The 18,632-nt window shown below is 32.2% G+C and carries 20 protein-coding genes; all 20 read right to left on the bottom strand.

Annotated elements, in window-relative coordinates; translation table 11 throughout:
• Positions 1–40: 40 nt before the first annotated feature.
• On the bottom strand, positions 41–1,804 hold the full coding sequence (locus ACTJIW_RS21790; protein ID WP_440715155.1) for a tetratricopeptide repeat-containing sensor histidine kinase: 1,764 nt from the start codon (positions 1,802–1,804) through the stop codon (positions 41–43).
• 56 nt (positions 1,805–1,860) lie between these two features.
• Positions 1,861–2,031 (bottom strand): hypothetical protein, encoded by a 171-nt coding sequence (locus tag ACTJIW_RS21785; RefSeq protein WP_183044561.1) that lies wholly within the window; start codon positions 2,029–2,031, stop codon positions 1,861–1,863.
• 965 nt (positions 2,032–2,996) lie between these two features.
• Positions 2,997–3,944, bottom strand: coding sequence for a DUF2931 family protein (locus ACTJIW_RS21780; protein WP_440715154.1), 948 nt, complete (start codon positions 3,942–3,944; stop codon positions 2,997–2,999).
• Between the two features lie 81 nt (positions 3,945–4,025).
• Positions 4,026–4,982, bottom strand: coding sequence for a DUF2931 family protein (locus ACTJIW_RS21775; RefSeq protein WP_440715153.1), 957 nt, complete (start codon positions 4,980–4,982; stop codon positions 4,026–4,028).
• Positions 4,983–5,067: 85 nt separating this feature from the next.
• A complete protein-coding gene (locus ACTJIW_RS21770) occupies positions 5,068–7,857 on the bottom strand; it encodes a T6SS phospholipase effector Tle1-like catalytic domain-containing protein (RefSeq protein ID WP_440715152.1) in 2,790 nt (929 codons plus the stop codon).
• On the bottom strand, positions 7,850–8,344 hold the full coding sequence (locus tag ACTJIW_RS21765; protein ID WP_440715151.1) for a DUF4280 domain-containing protein: 495 nt from the start codon (positions 8,342–8,344) through the stop codon (positions 7,850–7,852). The genes ACTJIW_RS21770 and ACTJIW_RS21765 overlap by 8 nt, the downstream gene beginning before the upstream one ends.
• A gap of 24 nt (positions 8,345–8,368) precedes the next feature.
• Entirely contained in the window at positions 8,369–9,493 is a 1,125-nt protein-coding gene (locus ACTJIW_RS21760) for a hypothetical protein (protein ID WP_440715150.1), read from the bottom strand.
• Between the two features lie 305 nt (positions 9,494–9,798).
• Positions 9,799–11,151, bottom strand: a complete 1,353-nt coding sequence (locus tag ACTJIW_RS21755; RefSeq protein ID WP_440715149.1) for a GH1 family beta-glucosidase — start codon at positions 11,149–11,151, stop codon at positions 9,799–9,801.
• Positions 11,152–11,362: 211 nt separating this feature from the next.
• On the bottom strand, positions 11,363–11,572 hold the full coding sequence (locus ACTJIW_RS21750) for a hypothetical protein (protein WP_012026821.1): 210 nt from the start codon (positions 11,570–11,572) through the stop codon (positions 11,363–11,365).
• A gap of 10 nt (positions 11,573–11,582) precedes the next feature.
• Complete coding sequence (locus ACTJIW_RS21745) at positions 11,583–11,993, bottom strand: hypothetical protein (RefSeq protein ID WP_440715148.1); 411 nt, start codon at positions 11,991–11,993, stop codon at positions 11,583–11,585.
• Between the two features lie 91 nt (positions 11,994–12,084).
• Entirely contained in the window at positions 12,085–12,363 is a 279-nt protein-coding gene (gene yidD / locus ACTJIW_RS21740) for a membrane protein insertion efficiency factor YidD (protein WP_440715147.1), read from the bottom strand.
• The gene (locus ACTJIW_RS21735) at positions 12,360–12,590 is read right to left on the bottom strand and encodes a hypothetical protein (RefSeq protein ID WP_274251037.1); all 231 of its coding nucleotides are present in this window, start codon (positions 12,588–12,590) and stop codon (positions 12,360–12,362) included. Before ACTJIW_RS21735 ends, yidD begins: the two co-directional genes overlap by 4 nt.
• A 169-nt stretch (positions 12,591–12,759) precedes the next feature.
• Positions 12,760–13,659, bottom strand: coding sequence for a hypothetical protein (locus ACTJIW_RS21730; protein ID WP_440715146.1), 900 nt, complete (start codon positions 13,657–13,659; stop codon positions 12,760–12,762).
• Between the two features lie 4 nt (positions 13,660–13,663).
• A complete protein-coding gene (locus ACTJIW_RS21725; RefSeq protein WP_440715145.1) occupies positions 13,664–14,932 on the bottom strand; it encodes an ABC transporter permease in 1,269 nt (422 codons plus the stop codon).
• Positions 14,933–14,935: 3 nt separating this feature from the next.
• On the bottom strand, positions 14,936–15,331 hold the full coding sequence (locus ACTJIW_RS21720; protein WP_274251034.1) for a hypothetical protein: 396 nt from the start codon (positions 15,329–15,331) through the stop codon (positions 14,936–14,938).
• A gap of 15 nt (positions 15,332–15,346) precedes the next feature.
• Entirely contained in the window at positions 15,347–15,571 is a 225-nt protein-coding gene (locus ACTJIW_RS21715) for an excalibur calcium-binding domain-containing protein (protein WP_440715144.1), read from the bottom strand.
• 8 nt (positions 15,572–15,579) lie between these two features.
• Positions 15,580–15,804 (bottom strand): DUF4236 domain-containing protein, encoded by a 225-nt coding sequence (locus ACTJIW_RS21710; RefSeq protein ID WP_440715143.1) that lies wholly within the window; start codon positions 15,802–15,804, stop codon positions 15,580–15,582.
• A 91-nt stretch (positions 15,805–15,895) separates the two neighbouring features.
• Complete coding sequence (locus ACTJIW_RS21705) at positions 15,896–16,054, bottom strand: hypothetical protein (protein ID WP_187775497.1); 159 nt, start codon at positions 16,052–16,054, stop codon at positions 15,896–15,898.
• Positions 16,055–16,196: 142 nt separating this feature from the next.
• Positions 16,197–16,865, bottom strand: a complete 669-nt coding sequence (locus ACTJIW_RS21700; protein WP_440715142.1) for a response regulator — start codon at positions 16,863–16,865, stop codon at positions 16,197–16,199.
• Positions 16,866–16,871: 6 nt separating this feature from the next.
• On the bottom strand, positions 16,872–18,467 hold the full coding sequence (locus ACTJIW_RS21695; protein ID WP_440715141.1) for a tetratricopeptide repeat-containing sensor histidine kinase: 1,596 nt from the start codon (positions 18,465–18,467) through the stop codon (positions 16,872–16,874).
• Positions 18,468–18,632: the final 165 nt, after the last annotated feature.

Below are 18,632 nucleotides of genomic sequence, written 5' to 3'. Positions count from 1 at the left end.
AAAAGCCTTTCGGGAATTCCTGAAAGGCTTTTTTAATTTGCTAAGAGGCAAACTTTTCTTTTACTTTAATATGAGTTTGCTGAGGCATGGATATTTTGACTTTAAATCCTTTACCAGGTTCTGTGTCAATATCAATAGTTCCATTAGCAGACAGGATGCGGTTTGTCATGTTTTGAAGACCGTTTTGCACGATCATGTTTTTATCACAGCCTTTGCCATTGTCCTTATAATTTATTGAAATTGATTTATGATCACTTTCAAATTTTATGACTACAATTTTTGCTTCACTGTGTTTTTTCATATTTACCATTAATTCCTGTAGAATTCGGCTGATGGTAATCTTTTTAATATCGTCAATGTTTTCCCAGTGTATGTTTTCTAAATTGGTTACCATGATATTTCTTTCACGAGTATTATAAGCAGAAAGCATTTCTTTTATACTGCGTGTAAAATTTATGCCGGTATCAATACTATTGTTCTCTCTGGAAATTCCTCTTACGCGGCTGTAAATGTCATCTAATTTTTGCAGCAGATTTTCTTTGGTATTTTCTGCAGTTAAGGGCTGAGATTCAGTAAAAGCAATCACCTGAAAAACATCGTTTGCCAATTCATCGTGGATTTTTTTAGCAATTCGGGTTTCTGTGTTGTACGAAGTTTTAAATTCGATAGCTTTGTTTTTATTTTTATAATAGCGTATTAAGATCACTATTAGAATGACTAAAAAAACAAAAACAATCGCAAATACAATTCTCAGATACTTGGCTCTTTGAAGTGACAATTGATTTTCTGCTTTTTCTAACCGAAGTTTTTCGTTTTCATCTTTTTCTTTTTGGGCATCGTATTTAATTTTCGCAGACTTGTTTTTAAAATTATTTCGAACTTTAATGATACTGTCATTTAATGTAAAGTACTTCTGAGTATACTTTGGAGTATTAGAAGTATTATCATTTGAAATTATTATTTGCAGTGCTTCTAGTCTTTCATCAATGCTGTTCAGTTTTGTAGCAGCTTTGTAAGCCAAAAGTGCATTTTCATCCGATTTCTTCAGGTCTTTTTTAGAATAATAATCGGCAAGGTGCAGATAACTTTCAATACTTCCATAAGTGTCCTTAGTGTCAATTCTAATTTGCAGTCCTTCATTCATTAATTGCAGTCCTTTTTCTTCGGTACCATTTTTAAAATAAGCATAGCCCAAATTATCCAGCAGTATAGATTTATCTTCTGGTTTAGCTTTTTCTTTTAAATCTTTATTTGAGAGAGATTGTAAAAGAGAATCTAAAATAGGGATTGCTTTGTCATATTTTTTTTGTAGAGTATAAACAACGGCAATATTTTGTAGAGGACCTTGTTGAAAAAGTGGATCTGTAAATTCATTTGCTGCTTTTTTATAATAAAAAATAGCATCATCATAAAGAGAAAGTTCTTTATCAGCGATACCCAGATAATTATTTATACTGGCAGGATAAGCTCCATTTTTTTTAATAAATGGCATTGCTTGCAATGCTTCGGTTAAAATCTCTTTACTGCCATAATAATCTCCATTTTTCTGATGGATTTCTGCAATTCTGATAAGTGTGTAAGAGATATTGGTACTGTCTTTTATAGCATTATAAAGTAAATTTGATTTATTAAACTGATAAAAAGCTGTGTTGAAATTTTGTTTATCATAATTTTCAATTGCTTTATTGCGCAAAGCGAGAGCCTCTTTTTGTATAGACTCAATTTTAAGAGGAATAGGCTTTTTCTCTTCGCAGGAAAAAAGGAAAAGCAAGATAATACAATAAAAAAACGGGGATCGTAACATTTAAATTTACTTTCCCCGAAAATAGTAATTAATTAGACACTAAAATTGTTTTTTTATCATGGCGCTGGTGGTGGTGGTATTCCTTTGTCACCAGGACCATTAGGATCGTAAGCCGATGGCGTACTGCCTTTTTCAATTTTCTTTGGTGTAGTCTCATACTCATCAGGAGTACAAGAAAATATCGTGAACAATAACGCAAAAGCGATAAATAGTATTAGTTTTTTCATTTTGATTTATTTTAAGAAATTAGACATAGGTATTGCTGTCCGGAATGACCCAGAGGCTTTTGTGACAATACCAAATTGATTTTGGGAAGTGCAGTGTGCAGAACAGTAAGACGTTATTTATACTTCCCGAATAAACTCGGTCTTACAGTTTTTACACTCTTAATTAGAACTAGTTTTAACGATTGTTTTAGTCTGCAGACAAAACTTGAATTAATTTCTTGGTGCAAAGTAAAGACGGTTTCAGGCCTTTACAGGCAAGGGATTCCCAGAATTCCCGCGTTTTCCCGGGATTCCCGGAAATTCCCGCAAAAAAGGATACAAAGTCTAGTTTAAATTATTAAAAGGTATTTAAGCTTAAATAAATCTCTATATTATATAGATGAAATAAGTCCGCTAAAAGTTGGGTGCGAACGATTAAAAAATGCAGAAATAATACAGAATTGAAGTAAAATTTGGAGAGGACGATAAGAAGTTAATTTTAGAAACTGTAAATATTGGCATATAGAAAAAATGTTTTGGTGAAAAATGAAAATGAAGACTCGAAAGAGATTCCTAAAAAAGGAAGTCTTTGAGGGAAATTTTAAAATCTGTTTTCTAAAAAAGCTCAGAAAATAGATTTCCGTAAAATAATTACAATTGCGGACAGAGTTTGTCCCGATGTTTTCTGCGTGATTGTATTTTACGCAGACGAAAGATTAGAAGAAATAATTTCGAAATGAAATTCGAAGGTATTTTAAAAAATAAAATGCTTGAAGAGATAAAAAGAATAATTTTTTGAAGTGAAATTTTGGCATGTATTTGTTGTTATTTACATAATAAAGATAAGAAAAAAACACCGAAAAACCTAATAAAACCGGTAGTTTTTACTGGTTTTATTAGGCTTTTTTTCTCATTTAGATTTACTTCAAAAAACAAAAAAAGAAAAAACTTATAATAGCTAAGTATAAAAACTTTTTCATTTAAAACTAATTCTTCCACATTCTAACCACTACATTGTGTAATGGAATTTCTTCTCTTTCACATTTTACGATAAAATCAACAGTTTTGTACATAAAAGCCACTTTGGCTTCTATATCAATATTTTTATCTGGATGATTTTTGCTTATTTTTTTAAAGGCTTTTACTATTTCTTCGCCGTCAAATTCTGCTTCTGCATTATATTGGCTAAACCAAAATCGGCAATAGGAAGGCAGGGCTTTAGTTTGATAGGAATTTAAATCTTCGATTTTTACTATTTCTTTTTCACCGTTTACATATTCTGATTCTCTATCGTTACTTTCTTTGTCTGTTTTGTGGAATTGTAAATCGAAACGATAGTTGTATTTTGTTCTGTATTCTTCCCATAAGGTAACAGGAACACCATTATTTTTAATATACTCTTGAGTTTCTTTAGGAACTTCGCTATTGTAAAAAACATCATAAAATTCTTGTTGGTTGCGTTCATGTGGGTTTCTATAAAATTCATTTGCACTAACAAGAGTTTCTTTTGCTTGATAATGTGCTACTTCTACAGAGTGATTTTTTCCTGTAAGCCATATAACAACTAAGCCTCCAGGAGCTAAACCTACAGTGATGTCGTTATAAGTAATATGTTTCCATTTGCCATCAAAGTCTTTATTCATATAACCTTCTTTAAATAAAGCAAGTATTTTATCATCTGGTAATACGGCTTGTATTTTATAAAACTTTTTTTCAGCATAACTAATCCAGACAAGTGATAAATTGGTAGGAATTGTTTTTCCTCCTGCATAAGCATTATTTCCAAATCCCCAATCCCCAGTACTTGTACCTGTATTGACATATGGAGTTATCATCTCTTTATCATTTGCAAGGTAACCTTTATGAATTTCTACAGGATATTTATGAGGTGCTGTAATAGTTGATCCCCAGCTGAAATTTTCTTTGTTTTCCATTTTTTGCTTATTCGTATTATTACAGGAAACAATACCAAATAAGATGAATAGAAAAATGCTGTTATATTTTTTAATCATGGTTTAATTCTTCCACATTCTAACAACTACATTTTGTAATGGAATTTCTTCTCCTTCGCATTTTACGATAAAATCAACAGTTTTGTACATAAAAGCGACTTTGGCTTCTATATCAATATTTTTATCGGGGTGGTTTTTGCTTATTTTTTTAAAGGCATTTAATATTTCTTCGCCGTCAAATTCTGCTTCCGCATTATATTGGCTAAACCAAAATCGGCAATAAGAAGGCAGGGCTTTAGTTTGATAAGAGTTTAAATCTTCTATTTTTACTATTTCCTTTTCACCGTTTACATATTCTGATTCTCTATCGTTACTTTCTTTGTCTGTTTTGTGGAATTGTAAATCAAAACGGTATTTGTATTTTGTTCTGAATTCTTCATATAAGGTTACAGGAACACCATTTTTTTTAATATATTCTTGTGTTTCTTTAGAAATAGTTGCATCATAGTAATAATCATAAAATTCTTGCTGTGTGTATTCATGAGGATTTCTATAGAATTCATTTGCACTTACAAAAGTTTCTGCAGCTTGATACTTTGCAATTTCTGTCCTTTTATTTTGGCCTGTTAACCAGAGAACCACAGTTCCTGCAGGTGCCAATCCAATTGTTATTTTTTTGTAAGTTATACGAGACCATATTCCATTTAAGTCTTTATTCATGTAACCTTCTTTAAATAATTGTTGTATTTTTTCCTGAGTAGTTTTATTTATAGCGGTGTCAATTTTCCAAAACTTTTTCTCAGCATAACTTATCCATATTAAAGATAATTGTGTTGGCATTTCGTTACTCCCAGAGAGTGCATCTCCATCATAACACCATCCATCTTCTGTTAGCCCAGTATTTATAAATGGTGCGATCATTTTTTTATCACTGCCTAAATAACCTTTATGTATTTCTATAGGATAATTAAATGGAGCTGTCACGGTGACTGACCAATTAAATTTCTCTTCTGTTTTCATGTTTTTTTTATTTGAATTATTGCAGGATAGGAACATTATTGTTCCTAAAGCAAATAATAATTGATGTATTATTTTCATATTACTGTTATCCGTTTACAACTCTTTTTCGTTTATTATTTTCAAAGTTGGGCTTATTAGGCTGTACTAAAGTATTGGTTATGCCTTCTCCATAGACGGCATTCCAGTGCAGGTAGTCATGGCGTAGTTTTTTTAATACAGCATTTCGCTCGTCTTCTTCTTTAGCCCTTCTTTCTTCTTCTTTAGTAACAGCTGTATGATCATCAGCATTGTATACAATTGTTCGCATTGGCACAATTTCGTATACAAAAGGCTGACCATCATGAAAAGCATACTCTTTTAAACGCGTTTTTACTTTTTTTAGAAAATCTACATTTGAGAATTTGGTATTTTTGAAATCATATGCATCCATTATTCCACTCGAAAATATTGGTAATCCTTTATCCAAACAAAATTGAGCCATTATATGAAGTGGAATATAACTGTACTGGTTACTTATCGCTTTTCTATTTGAAGACAATACACGTGCCATACCGTTTAAGATTGTTCTTTGTGCGTTGTCCCAGTGAATTGTTAGTTCGCCGTCATGAAACCAGCCTTCGGTTATGAGTCGTTCCTGCTCTTTTTCTAGCATATCACTAAACATAGATTTGTTTACTAATAATCGCCCGTTTACTTCGCCTCTGCCTTCTACATAACTGCCTCCTACATCGCAGTGTACCCCTGGTAAATAAAGTTCTATGCCTCTGTCTGTTTTTCCGCCTCCCTTTTGTCCGGTAATACACGAAATATCTACCAAGTTAAAATTAGCACGATGTTCGTCTGCAGCGACCATGTGTACTGTATATTTGGCTTTGCTTACAGAATTAAGACCTAAATCTTTTACATCATTCCATTGTACGAAACCATGATGCGGCACAGTATCGTATAATCCGGCAAATCGAATAATTAATTTATCAAAAGTAATTTGTTCTTCTGTTAGAATATATCCTAATCTGCCATTACTAGGAAGTCTTTCTCGACTGTATTTTTCATTTACTTCATAACCATTGGCGTCTTTACAGTAGACATTTCCGTCGTCGTCATATGTGGTCTTTGCCATATAAGACTGTCTGGTTATTTCATGTACAAAACAACGGGCAGAGGCAGCGCCGCGGCTAAAACCAAAAACATCAACTGTAATAGTGCCTATTTCTTTTTGATTAGCCTCTTTTATTTTATCTGACATTAATTCTATTGCTCTTTTTACCCGGTCTAGTATTCCTGCATTTCCCTGCCCAAATCCGGTTCCTTGTGCTATATCATCAGTAACATAATTTTCAAGAGGTAAAATTCCAGTTTCTGCATTTTCATCATTATAATTTTTATTATCATCCTTACTATTATTTAGGGTATTGGTTCCCATTCCTTCTGTATAAATTTTAAACACAGGATGTAATTTATTTTTATTATTTTTTAAATAATTTTTAAACAAAATAGCGGGATTACTCAAATCGTTTTCAAAGCTGCTTTCGTCTGAATATTTATAACGGCTTTCTTTTGCTTTTCCTATTTGTTTCTGGTTCGATGCGGCTACTTTTAAACGTTCTTCTGGATCTTCAATATAATCTCGCTGCTGCTGATATGAAACGTCTGAATGTTTTTTCTTAATCTGGTCATCTTCCCAGGTTCTTCTGGCGATAGTATTGTACATATTATTTAATGTCCCGTCTATAAAAACACCAAACGTAAAATCGATTTTCTTTTGTTCTTCGGGAATTCCTCCTTTTTCGGCTTCACCAATTACTAAAGGGTTATTGCCAGAGAGTTCGCCCGGCATCCAAATTCCATCTTTAGATACTTTTAGAACACAATCATCCAAATCAATCTTTCCTTTCTTTATTTTGTCATGATACACAATAGGATTAATAGAAAGTTTACTGCCGTCATCCCAAAATCCTGCTCCCTGAACCTGCCATGCCTGTTCTATAAACACTGGAAAAACACATTTTTGTACATTAGGGCTGGAAGTTTGTTTTTTGCCTTTTTCGGCAGTAATCATTGCATCTGTAATAGATCCGGCAGGTGGTCTAGTCATTTTTGTATACGGATGTACTTTTACAGGGCGTACAAATTTAGTTAAAGCATTTTTTGGATCTAATTTTTGTATCGGATCTCCGTCGGCATCACTTGGAGTTGGAGTTAAATCTCCATTAACTAATTTTGTATCTCTCAGCTGTATTTGAATGTTTTGTCCGTATAGGGCTTCTGTATAAATATGAAGGTAAACCGTAGAGCCAAACGCAATTTCTTCTTTTATTAAAGCTTCTGTATAATCGCGCCACTCTGCCGCAATTACTTTTGGCGTGCCAACAGCGCGTATAAATATACCATGAGGAGGCACACCCATTGGAGGATTTTTTTTATTGAAAATCTCAAGCCAGGTCATACCGCCGCCTTCGAGTAATTTTGGAAATGTGATCTGCTTAGAGTTTGTACTGGCAATTCCTAAAGTAATTGTATTATTGTGTGTAATTTTATCCGGATCAACTCCTTTTCCCGCAATCTGCCAGCACCATTCTAAACTTGCACGTTCCTGGTCTGTATTTTTTTCGTAGCTATCCTGAGACTCGTTGTATTTTTCGAATTTACGTTTGTATTCATTTTGACTTTCACGGCTCATTTTATCGTAAACTTCTTTTTTTACGGGCGTAAAAGATTTTGGTTTAGGATAAATAGAATTTATGTATCGGTCAAAATCAGCAATAATTATTTTAAATACTCCGGCTTTAGAAAGCGTGAGGCAGCTTTTTGCTTTGTCCCATTTTTGGCCCGGCTCCAAAGGTTCTACAGGCTTAATATGCAGGTCTCTACTCATTTTCTGTGTTATTAATTATTAAGGCAGAATCGTCTAAATCGCTTAAGTTTAATCCGGGAAGTAATTCGGCTATTACTTCTGGAGAACTGTTTTTTGTATTTTTTTCAGTGAGTTCTGCAGTTTGTCCGTGGTCTTTAATCGTTATGCAGTCTTTGCTTCCTTTTGGGCAGGTTGCTTTACTGTCTTCCAGTAAAGGATTACCATTGTTAGAAAATGTTATTTTTTCATAAGGATTACTCCATTCTGTAATTGTGGTCTGGCAAGGTAGGAAACTGCTTCCGGAAGGTTGTTTTTTACAATTTCCAAAAGTGTTTTTTTTCATTGTCTGACCAATTTCTTTATTGGTGGCAATTAACTTTTCTTTCCCCTCAGCATCATTTGCATAATGCTTAGAGTGCGTTTTAACCACTAATTCATCTGTCTGCGGGGTTTCGCTAAACTGACATTGACAGACTGCTCCTTGTACTACAAAATGTTTTTCAGCCATTACTGCATATATTAAGTTTATAACTTATTTCTTTTTTCTGAAAAGGGATTTTAATCTTTCTGTAAAGCCGCTTTTCTTAATTTCAACAGGTTCTTCATGAATATAGAAGTAACTTTTTTCTTTTGGAGATCCCAATACCCTTTCTGTTTTTGGAGTTTCGGATTGTATTTTTTTTATTCTTTCGGCGATATTAATAATATCCTCGTCTTCTTTGTTTTGATAAGATTGAAATATTCTTGAACTTTCTTTAAAAGCGGCATCGCTCCAGGGTCTAAATGAGCTGGTTTTTGCAAGGTGATAGATTTCGATCTGAATTTTTTTGTTTAGATTTTCATTGATTTTGGTTTCAAAAGTTCCGCTTATCGAAAAAATACTGCGATCTTCCTGATAAAGTTTATATTCAACATTCATTTTTGAATCTACAGGTTCTTCGGGTTCTTCTGAATAGTGGCTTTTAGGAAAACTGTAGCCTTCCATTATTTCATCGACAGTTCTGTCGTCTATGGCATTTCCATCAGCATTAATCGTTATTTTATCATTTTCATCGTATTGATCTTTAACGGTTTGAATAACGCCGTATTCAATAAACTGATTTCCAAATACAGGAGATTCCCAAATAGATTTAAACCGCAGTCTTGAAGTATATTCGATATAAATGGGTTTAAAATACAAATGGAAAAACCAGTTTTGACTAATTGATTTTTTTAATGTATTGTCATTTAAAAAAATGCCATCAATTTTATGAATAATTTTAGCGGTTACACCGCCTTTGTAATACTGTTTTATTTCATTTTTGGTCTGCAGCCATTTTCTTTTTATGGCTTCTCCATTAAGGATTTCCTGAATTTCGCCCGTCTTTTTTATTTTTATATGAAGCGGAAAAAAAGCCTGAGAAGCTTTTTCAGTAATCTGTTCTATTTTTAGCTGAGGCAGTTTGTTGTTTAGGTAAAATTGTTTACGGTCAATTTCAAAAATACAAGTATCAGCATATTGGTCACTCATAATATTGACTTCAACTTCATAATGAATTTGATTTTTTAAAGTATCATTTTCATAATTTTCATAACAAAAACCGTAAGTTCTTTTTTGATCAGATGAACCAAAATTTAAACCAAAATTTGAATCAAAAACAACATTTTTTGAATCCATAATCATTCATTTTAATTTTTATAATATTTTAGGATATTTCTTAATATATATTTAGAATTACTAAAACTTATAAGAATGTATGTATTTGTAGCATCTTCAAATATAGAAAAAAATCTTACAAAATTATGGTTGATTGAAAATAATGTTATGGTGTTGAAGGTCAGTTTTTTAAAGCCTTAAAAGAGGTTAATTATTGACGAATTGTTAAAAATATGCAGAAGGATATTTTCTTAAATCAAAAAATCCCGCCTATTAACAGCGGGATTTTTGATTTTCGATAAAATGAAATATTTTATTGACAGAGTTTAAGATAAAAAATCTTTAAACCATAATCCTGAGTTTTTAATGGTTCTTTTCTGAGTTTCGAAATCGACATGAATTAGTCCGAAGCGGGCGTTGTAGCCTTCAGCCCATTCGAAGTTATCTGTTAAACTCCACACAAAATAGCCTTCTACATTTAAACCATTTTTTTTGGCCTTTAAGATTTGTTCTAAATGGTCCTGAATGTAATGTGTTCGTTTAATGTCGAATACTTTTCCGTTTGTAACCGTATCAGGAAAAGCTGCGCCATTTTCGGTAATAATGATTTTTTTGATTTTGTCGTATTTGTTGAATTTCTCCAGAACATGGTACAATGCCGGAGGATAAACTTCCCAGCCCATTTCGGTAGAAATTACATTTCTTTTTTCGGCGCTTACTAATTCGGCACCAATGTAGGGAGTCAGGATAGAAGATTTTACAACTTCGCGGGTATAACACTGTAATCCGATAAAATCAAAGTCGAAATCGAGATTGTTTAAATCGTCTTCTAAAATATAATTGTTGAGTTTTTTAAGTACCGGAAGATCTTTTTGCGGATATCCTAATCCTAAAATAGGTTCGATAAATGTTCTATTGAGTAAAGTATCGACACGTTTTGCGGCTTCAACATCTTTTGCGTTTTCTGTTGCCGGTTCAATATGCGTACATGAAAACGTCGTTCCTATGTTTGCTTCTGGAACCTTGTTTCGTAATATCCTGGCGCCGGCAGCTGTCGCTAAAGTAACGTGATGCATCGCCTTTAGATAGTTTGTGATTCCTTTTTTTCCAGGAGCGTGAATTCCTAAGAAATAACCTGCTCCGGTAAAAACAGATGGTTCATTAATTACCATCCAGTTTTTGACACGATCGCCAAAATACTGCGCACAAACTTCTACATATTCTGAAAACCAGTTAACCGATTCACGGTTAGTCCAGCCTCCTTTTACCTCTAGAGCGTGCGGTAAATCCCAGTGGTAAAGCGTTATCCAGGGTTCGATTCCAGATGCCAGCAGAGAGTCTATAATTTTATTGTAATAATCAATTCCTGCCTGATTTACCGGATGAACCCCAGTTGGCATAATTCGGGGCCAGCTGATAGAGAACCTAAAATTTGGAATATTCAATTCCCGAATCAAGTCTATATCATTTTGGTACGAGTTATAGAAATCGCAGGCAGTCAGGGCATGATGTCCGTTTTTTATTTTTCCTTTTTGAGAAGTAAAAACGTCCCAAATAGAAGAACCTTTTCCATCAGAATCATGTGCTCCTTCAATTTGGAAAGCGGCGGTAGAAACACCCCACAAGAAATCTTCCCCAAATTGGTTTTTGCTCAAAAATGAGTTTTCAATTTTATTCATTCAATAGTACTTTCCTTTATTTTTAATGGCTTATTAGTGTAGGAAAGAAGATTGCATAGCTCTTAAAAAAAGCCATTCTTTGAATGATACCAGGAATTTTAGATTAAAGAATTTCATAACGATTAGTTTTATATCAAATTAATAAAACCAATGTGAATTTATTGTAAAGTCATTATTATCAAATAATTAAATATAAAAAATGGGAAGATAATTAATCTTCCCACCCGCATAATGTTAAACCAAGCCCCTGAGCTTGTTTAAGCGATGTTTTTACTATTTCGCTGCGACAGCTCGATAAACCCCGGCAGTTTTCTTTTAGATGATATTTTTTTGCACCGGTCGATCCGCAGATAAATACGCTGGCTGGCGGCGGTGTAAAAGATACTGTAAAAACAAAAAGTAAGAGTAAAGTGTATTTCATGAGATCGTTTTTATTTTACGATTAAATTGTATTCGTTTCCCTTTTTATCGAGCGCTTTTAATTTTCCGTATGAAATCCATTCGGTATTAATTTCAATCTCGGCAACGGTGTCGCCAATTAAAATTCCGGCACCGTATTTTCCCTGAACATTTATATTGCCAAAAACCGAATCGCCATTGATGTTTATTCCTTTTACATCATAATTGTATTTATAATTTCCGGGATTTCCGGTTCGGTATTCGTACTTGTAAGTGTTATTTACATGATACGTTTTGGCTTCTTCCGGCGTAATCGTTTTACGGTCATCTGCTGTAATTGCTGATTGGTAAAAAGTATTTACCTGGGCTGGAGGAGGAGCAGATGCTTTTTCGCAGGAATAAAATATAAAAAGCAGCAGTAAGATGAAGTAGTTTTTTTTCATAGGCGCTTGTGGTATTTGGTTAGCTGCGATAAATCTAATTAGAATTAAGTTCTTTAAAATGAGTACTTATACGGGATTTCTATACCTTTTATTAAATTAATCTTTCAGCAATTTCTTCCCTATCAATAATTACTTGAGAGGGAAGAATCATTTGAATATTATTATCAATTGGGTTTTTAAAGACTTGAAAACCAGTTCTGCAATTTTGGTATCGGAACCAGAATGCTTTAAATCCACATATGAAACCTTCTTTCTCAGCTGTTTCAAAAACGTAATTAGAGCAAGATTTTCTAAAAATGCATTTTCTTCTTTTTGAAGGAGGAATAGTTTTCCAATACATTTTTATTAATAATAATATTAAATATTTCATTTTCTTTGAAAAACAACCATTTGTCTAACTGTAGTATAACCAGGCTTGTTTCCTCCAAAACATCCGGTTTGAGGATAAACATAAGTGGATACTCCTTCTAAACGAACATATTCCCATCCTTGATTTGTGTAATTTTTTATTAAACTTTCAAGCTGTTCTGCTACATGATCTGATGTTCCCTTCTTGGGATCGATTGAAGCCACAAATGGCACTACTTTGTATTCCATGATTTTTTATTTAGTTAAATTATTTTTTCAAATGTAAAACCAATAAAAACCAGTGTATTATGGAAAACCGTAATGTGTGAAAGTTTTGAAGTAAGTTTTTTTAGGAATGTATTAAACGGAAAAAAGAGGACAACGAAGTTCCTCTTTAAAACCAATAGGTTTTGTTTTTTTATTCTTTTTCTAAGATGAAATCATTTATTATTTTATCCATATTAGAAGGCAGATCGGCATTTTTAATTTCAAAATGTTTAATATTCATTTCAGAAAGCCATTTGGTCCAATATGCTTTTATAATTTTTTCTTCAAACGGATTATTTTTACTTGGATTTATTCCTAAAACTAAAACTTCAAGATTCGATAAATCTGCATTGATTTTTGTGAAACCAAAATTTTCTTTATCAAATTTTTTCTGCCATTCGTTCGTATTTAAGCCATTCTGCTTAATTAATTGCGGAGTCAAATAGTTGGATAAATTTCCTTCTTTGATTTGGTTTCCATCATAAAATATATATCCATCGGTCAAAATTACGAGAATATTTCTGTAATCTTTATCTATGCATTGATCTTGAACTTTGCTGTCAAAAAAGTTCCAGATATCTGAACCAATATATTTATCATCTTTAATTGCTGATTCATAAATTGATGCCGTTTTTGAAGAATAGGTATCGTTTATAGAATTCAATAATTTTTTAGAAGCATTTTCTTTATCAACTGAAATTCTTAATTCTTTTGAAATAGAATTAATTTGAGAGTTTTCTGGTTCAGGATTAAAGAATAACTGCATTTTGTCGTCAATCTGCCTCATTCTTTTTGATTTTAAATGCTTTGTAAAAGCTTCTGAAACCGATTTGATATATCCTAAATCTCTCTGATAGATTTCCATAGTTGAATTTGGATTTTTTTTGAGACTTATTCGATCCGATAAATCGATTAGAATGCTGATATTATAGTTTTCTGAAACGGAGCTTTTAACGGTTGTTTCTTTTTCTTCGTTCTTAGGATCTTCTTTGCACGAAAAAAATAAAATCAATAATAAAGACATTGAGATTCTTAGTATAATTTTTTTCATAGCACTAGTTTTTAGAATATACTAAATGTTGGAAATCCGGATCAACTAAGTTTAGTTTACTTAAATGTTCTTCTGAGTAAAGTTCACAGCTTTGTAAAAGTTCTTCTTTCTCTTTGTATGGTAAAGCTAATTCGGTGCCAATTGCCTGAAACCAACCTTCTTTATACTGATGATGATAGTGTAAATACTCTTTTACAGGAAAAACAAAACCATCAATTTTAGATTGAAGCTCAGAGATTTTTCCGTTTATAGTAACAATCTGCTGTTTAAAATCATTGATTTTATTGGCGTATTCTGTTTTCAGTTTTTCCAGATTTAGTAAATTTTCTTTTTTGCCTCTGATGAATGCTCGTATTTTATCGATATTTTCGAATTCTTTCATTACAAAATCAAATACAAGTCCCCAGATTATATACACGACAAAACCGGCAAATATGATCATCCAGAATTCTGGTTCGCCAAGAGCGATGTTTAAATTATACGGTGAAGATTCGGTTGTTTTATTAAACTCATATATTTTTTTCTCGATGATGTAAGCCAAAAGAGAATCGAATAAGAATGTAATAGCAAAAAGTGAAATGAGTCTAAAAATGTTTTTAAGTCCTTTTCCTTTTTGAACCATATGAATAACATAGCCTAACCCCATAAAAACAAACGGAATAGTGGTAACCAAAACTCCCTCCAGCCAGCTAGCTTTAAAAGCATTTGTAAAAGCATCGGCATCAAAAATGGCTGCGGTTAAACTGTCATTTGAAAATTCTTTGAAAAAAGCAGAGTAAGAAGCCGAAATATAAAACACCAAAACATAAAGTGTAATGGGCAGCAAAAGAATCAAACCAATATAAAACTGTGCTTTTAGACCTTTTCCTTCTTCGATTCCATATTTGTCTGGATTTCGTTTTACTTCGATAATTTCGTTTTTTATCTGATCGATGTTATCATTGATATCCTGCTCTTTTTTCTCATAAATGCCAATGGCAGCTTCAGATTTTTTAAGCTCGGTTCTGTTTTTTTCCTGTTCTTCGCGATAAGGCTGTTTCAATTTGTCCTGTTCCATTTTTTGTTTTCGGCATTGGTCTTCAAAACTCATATATAAATTTTGCAGGCATGCTTTTAAAACAATTGGTTTTCCGGTTGCTTTGACAGATGCGGCGAAACCGCTTTGATAATACGTAATTCTGATTTGTTCTCTGTCTTCTTCATTTTCTTCTAAAACTTTAATAGAAGAATCTTCAGATTTTTTTAAACTAAATAATTGGGCAAGTGGTTTCATAAATTAAGTGTTTAGTTGACTAATAATTTCTTCTTTACCAATGTTTTTCTGAACACAATCAATAAGATAATCAGATAAATCATTGATGTTTTCTTCGACAAAATCAAATTTTCGGCAATACTTTCTCAGCATATTTAATTCGTCGTCTGTTATTTTTCCATCAGCCCAAATAATTCTGGTAAGATCATACAGATATTCGATTTTTGTATGTAAAGCTTCGGGAACGATGAATTCTGTATTTATTGGATTCTGAAAAAGTTTATCAAGTTCCTCTTTAGGAATTCCTCTTTCGTCTGCAAAGTGATACAGCATTTGAAGTTCTAATACATCAAATTGATCATCAGATAATGCCATTTGATATAATCTTAAAAAATGACTTTTTAATTCTAGTGTTATCATGTTTTTTTGGTTTGTTTATTTTAAAGATTCGCAGGCTTTTCCATCTCCATTTGCATCCAGATTTTTGTAGCACTCTTTGTTACTATTATAGGTGGCTTGTGCATCAGCTTGGGTTTTAAAATCGCCACATGTTTTTGTTGGACAATCTGATTTTGTGTCTGCTGAATCTGAGCAAGAAATAGCAAGTGCAATAATGACAATAAGTGAAAATAGAAGTGTTGTAATTTTTTTATGTTTCATGGTTGATATTATTTTAGATGATAAATTAAAAATGTTATAAGTCCTAAAAAGACAAAAAATACAAGGCATCCGCTGTTTTGATATCGAACGCCAGGAATACCTGTTTTTGTTGAATAGCCATTTTTGCTAAATGTGCCCATTTTGGTTCTATAACTTGGAGAAATTCCAGATTTGCTGATATTTAAACCAAGTCCTCCTCCAAGTTTTATTCTTTTTTGAAATCGAAAGCCCATGATCTTTAGGTTTAGTTAATTAAAGTTTTTTATTACTCAGAAACTTCTTTTGACCTTTCCCTTTGTTTCATGTCAATTGAAGTCAGAAAGATTATTTTCTTTTTTTATAGTGGTTTTTGGTAGTTGAATTTTTATATTTTCCTCCTTTATGAGAACTACCTTTTCCTCCTTTGTAATGACCACTTTGGGCTTCAATACTTCCTCCAAGAACAAGGAAGAATAAACTACATAAAACGATTAATTTTTTCATAATTTTAATTTTAAATGATTAATAATTCAAAAGTAAAACCAATCAAAACCAGTATATTACGGAAAACCATAATCTGAAAATTTTAAATTTCAGGAATAAAAAAAGCTCCCGAAGGAGCTTTGAAAATGAAGTAATTGGGAGTTTAAATAATTCCCATATCTTTTGTAATCGAAACCAAATGAACGGTATTATTGGCTTTAAAAAAGTCTTTGAGTTTTGCTAATCTTTTTTCCATGGCACTTTTACTGTTTGGTTTTACATCGCTGTTTTTAAAAATTTCGATAATTTCATCCTGCGACGTTCCGGCTGATAAATATTTTAGAATTTTAATATCGACATCGTCAATTTCGAAATTGTTTTTTTCCAGTAATGCCGAAGCAACTTCCGGAGAAATAAATTTTTGATCGGAAGTCGAAATAATACTAATCGCTTTTTTTAACTCTTCGATACTATTTAAACCTTTTAATACAAAAGCATCTATTTCGGCATCTTCAAAAAGTGATTTAATGCGGTAACTTTTATCTTCTACCGAGTAAGCAATGATTTTAATATCCGGCTGCAGTTCTCGAACTTTTTGAACCAGTTCGTCTCCACTGGTAATGTCAGTTTTGCGATGATCTGTTTTAAAAGAAAGATCACTGATTAATAAATCATAAGGTTCATTTTGCTGAATTGCAGCGCGTATTTTTAGAAATGCATCATCACAAAATCTGGAATGTTGAAAATTGACAATATTTAAATCTTTCAAAACTTGTTGAATTCCTAAATTCATTGCGTCGATATCTTCAGCAATTATTACTTTTTTAAACATAGGCTTTTATTTAGGCATTGTTATTTTTACTTTAAAACCTTTATCTGGTTCAGTTTCAAAAGTAATAGTTCCCTTTATGGCCAGAATACGGATTTCCATATTTTGCAGACCATTTTTGATAATTTTTGATTTTTCGCAGCCTTTTCCATTATCCGAGTAATTTATAAATAAGGTATTTGAACTGCTTTCAAATTTTATAACAACGATAGAAGCTTCGCTGTGTTTTTTCATATTAACCATTAATTCATGTAATACACGCTGAATGGCAATCTTTTTTAAATCTTCAACCGAATCCCAATTTATTTTTTCGATACTATTAATAATAACGTTTGTTTGAGGACTATTATAGGTAGAAAGCATTTCCTTTAAATAATTGGGGTAATTGGATCCGGTATTGATATCATTATTTTCACGAGAAATTCCGCGTACTCGTGAATAAATATCATCGAGTTTTTGTAACAGGTTTTCTTTGTTATTGTCGTTGGTTAAAGGCTGAGTTTGTGTATATGTTATCGCATGAAAAACATCATTTGCTAATCCGTCATGAATGTCTTTGGCAATTCGGGTTTCGGTGTTGTATGCTGTTTTTATCGCTACAAGTCGAGTTTTGTGTTTGTAACGTTTTCTTAGATAAAGACCTAAAGACACAAGAGAAATTAAAGTGGCAATTATGGTGGCAAATAAGATTACTTTATCCTTTTCGGCTTCTTTCAGCGCTACTAAATTTTCAGCTTTTTCTAGTCGAAGTTTTTGGTTTTCATCTTTTTCCTTTTTCGAATCATATTTAATTTTTGCGAATTTGTTTTTAAAGTTGTTGCGGATATTTGTTATGCTGTCGTTTATTGCAATATATTTTTTTGAATATATTGTACCTGATCCATTAGAAATTAAAATTGCGAGCGACTTTAGACGTTCATCTACGCTGTTTAATTTGCTGGCTGTTTCATAGGCCTTTTCAGCATATTTATTTGATTTTTGGAGATCGGTTTCTGAGTAAAATTCTGCCATATGAAGATAACTTCCAATACTTCCATAAGAATCATCGGCTTGTATTCTTAATTTTAATGCTTCATTTAGAAATTGAAGACTTTTATCCTTAATTCCTTTTTTAAAATAAGCAAATCCAAGATTGTCCATAACTCTCGATTTACTTTTTACAAATTCATCAAGTGCTTTTGTGTCTAAAATGGATTCTAAAATTTTAATCGCCTTATCGTATTTTTTCTGCTTAATGTAAATAACGGCAATATTGTTTAACGGAGATTGTCTTGATGCCTCATCTTTAGCATCTTTTAAAGCTTCATTGTAATAAAATACGGCATCATCATAAAGTGAAAGTTCTTTGTCTGCAATACCAAAAAGATTATCAACCGGAGCTTTATAATCATCGTTTTTTTTAAAGAAAGGTAATGCTTCGGTTAAAGTCTCTTTACTGCCATAATAATCACCATTTATTTGTTGAATGGTGGCCATTTGAAGTAAGTTGAAAACTATATTTGAGCTGTCTTTTGCGGCTTCAAATATTACTTTTGATTTATTAAAATAATAAAATGAGCTGTTGTAATTACTTTTTTCAAGTTCATTCAGTGCTTTTTCCTGCATAAGTTTAGCCGTTTTTTTGGAGATATTGGGCTTAATCAATGCAGGTGTTTTCTCTTTGCAAGAAATAAAAGAGAGTATAATAACTACATAAAAAAACGGGGAACGCAGCATAAAAGTTACTTTCCCCGAATTTAACAATATTTAGTAATTAATTTAATATTGCGG

It is taken from the genome of Flavobacterium sp. 22659 (assembly GCF_052044235.1).
GTDB lineage: Bacteria > Bacteroidota > Bacteroidia > Flavobacteriales > Flavobacteriaceae > Flavobacterium > Flavobacterium johnsoniae.
The sequence above is the reverse complement of the archived record's forward strand: the minus strand, read 5'-3'. Positions and strand labels throughout refer to the sequence as shown.

Coding starts and splice junctions, on each gene's coding strand:
- yidD (WP_440715147.1), bottom strand. CDS start 12,363: ATGAAATATTTAATATTATTATTAATAAAAATGTATTGGAAAACTATT.
- ACTJIW_RS21780 (WP_440715154.1), bottom strand. CDS start 3,944: ATGGAAAACAAAGAAAATTTCAGCTGGGGATCAACTATTACAGCACCT.
- ACTJIW_RS21720 (WP_274251034.1), bottom strand. CDS start 15,331: ATGATAACACTAGAATTAAAAAGTCATTTTTTAAGATTATATCAAATG.
- ACTJIW_RS21695 (WP_440715141.1), bottom strand. CDS start 18,467: ATGCAGGAAAAAGCACTGAATGAACTTGAAAAAAGTAATTACAACAGC.
- ACTJIW_RS21770 (WP_440715152.1), bottom strand. CDS start 7,857: ATGAGTAGAGACCTGCATATTAAGCCTGTAGAACCTTTGGAGCCGGGC.
- ACTJIW_RS21755 (WP_440715149.1), bottom strand. CDS start 11,151: ATGAATAAAATTGAAAACTCATTTTTGAGCAAAAACCAATTTGGGGAA.
- ACTJIW_RS21765 (WP_440715151.1), bottom strand. CDS start 8,344: ATGGCTGAAAAACATTTTGTAGTACAAGGAGCAGTCTGTCAATGTCAG.
- ACTJIW_RS21710 (WP_440715143.1), bottom strand. CDS start 15,804: ATGGGCTTTCGATTTCAAAAAAGAATAAAACTTGGAGGAGGACTTGGT.
- ACTJIW_RS21760 (WP_440715150.1), bottom strand. CDS start 9,493: ATGGATTCAAAAAATGTTGTTTTTGATTCAAATTTTGGTTTAAATTTT.
- ACTJIW_RS21745 (WP_440715148.1), bottom strand. CDS start 11,993: ATGAAAAAAAACTACTTCATCTTACTGCTGCTTTTTATATTTTATTCC.
- ACTJIW_RS21775 (WP_440715153.1), bottom strand. CDS start 4,982: ATGAAAACAGAAGAGAAATTTAATTGGTCAGTCACCGTGACAGCTCCA.
- ACTJIW_RS21735 (WP_274251037.1), bottom strand. CDS start 12,590: ATGGAATACAAAGTAGTGCCATTTGTGGCTTCAATCGATCCCAAGAAG.
- ACTJIW_RS21705 (WP_187775497.1), bottom strand. CDS start 16,054: ATGAAAAAATTAATCGTTTTATGTAGTTTATTCTTCCTTGTTCTTGGA.
- ACTJIW_RS21725 (WP_440715145.1), bottom strand. CDS start 14,932: ATGAAACCACTTGCCCAATTATTTAGTTTAAAAAAATCTGAAGATTCT.
- ACTJIW_RS21700 (WP_440715142.1), bottom strand. CDS start 16,865: ATGTTTAAAAAAGTAATAATTGCTGAAGATATCGACGCAATGAATTTA.
- ACTJIW_RS21785 (WP_183044561.1), bottom strand. CDS start 2,031: ATGAAAAAACTAATACTATTTATCGCTTTTGCGTTATTGTTCACGATA.
- ACTJIW_RS21750 (WP_012026821.1), bottom strand. CDS start 11,572: ATGAAATACACTTTACTCTTACTTTTTGTTTTTACAGTATCTTTTACA.
- ACTJIW_RS21730 (WP_440715146.1), bottom strand. CDS start 13,659: ATGAAAAAAATTATACTAAGAATCTCAATGTCTTTATTATTGATTTTA.
- ACTJIW_RS21715 (WP_440715144.1), bottom strand. CDS start 15,571: ATGAAACATAAAAAAATTACAACACTTCTATTTTCACTTATTGTCATT.
- ACTJIW_RS21790 (WP_440715155.1), bottom strand. CDS start 1,804: ATGTTACGATCCCCGTTTTTTTATTGTATTATCTTGCTTTTCCTTTTT.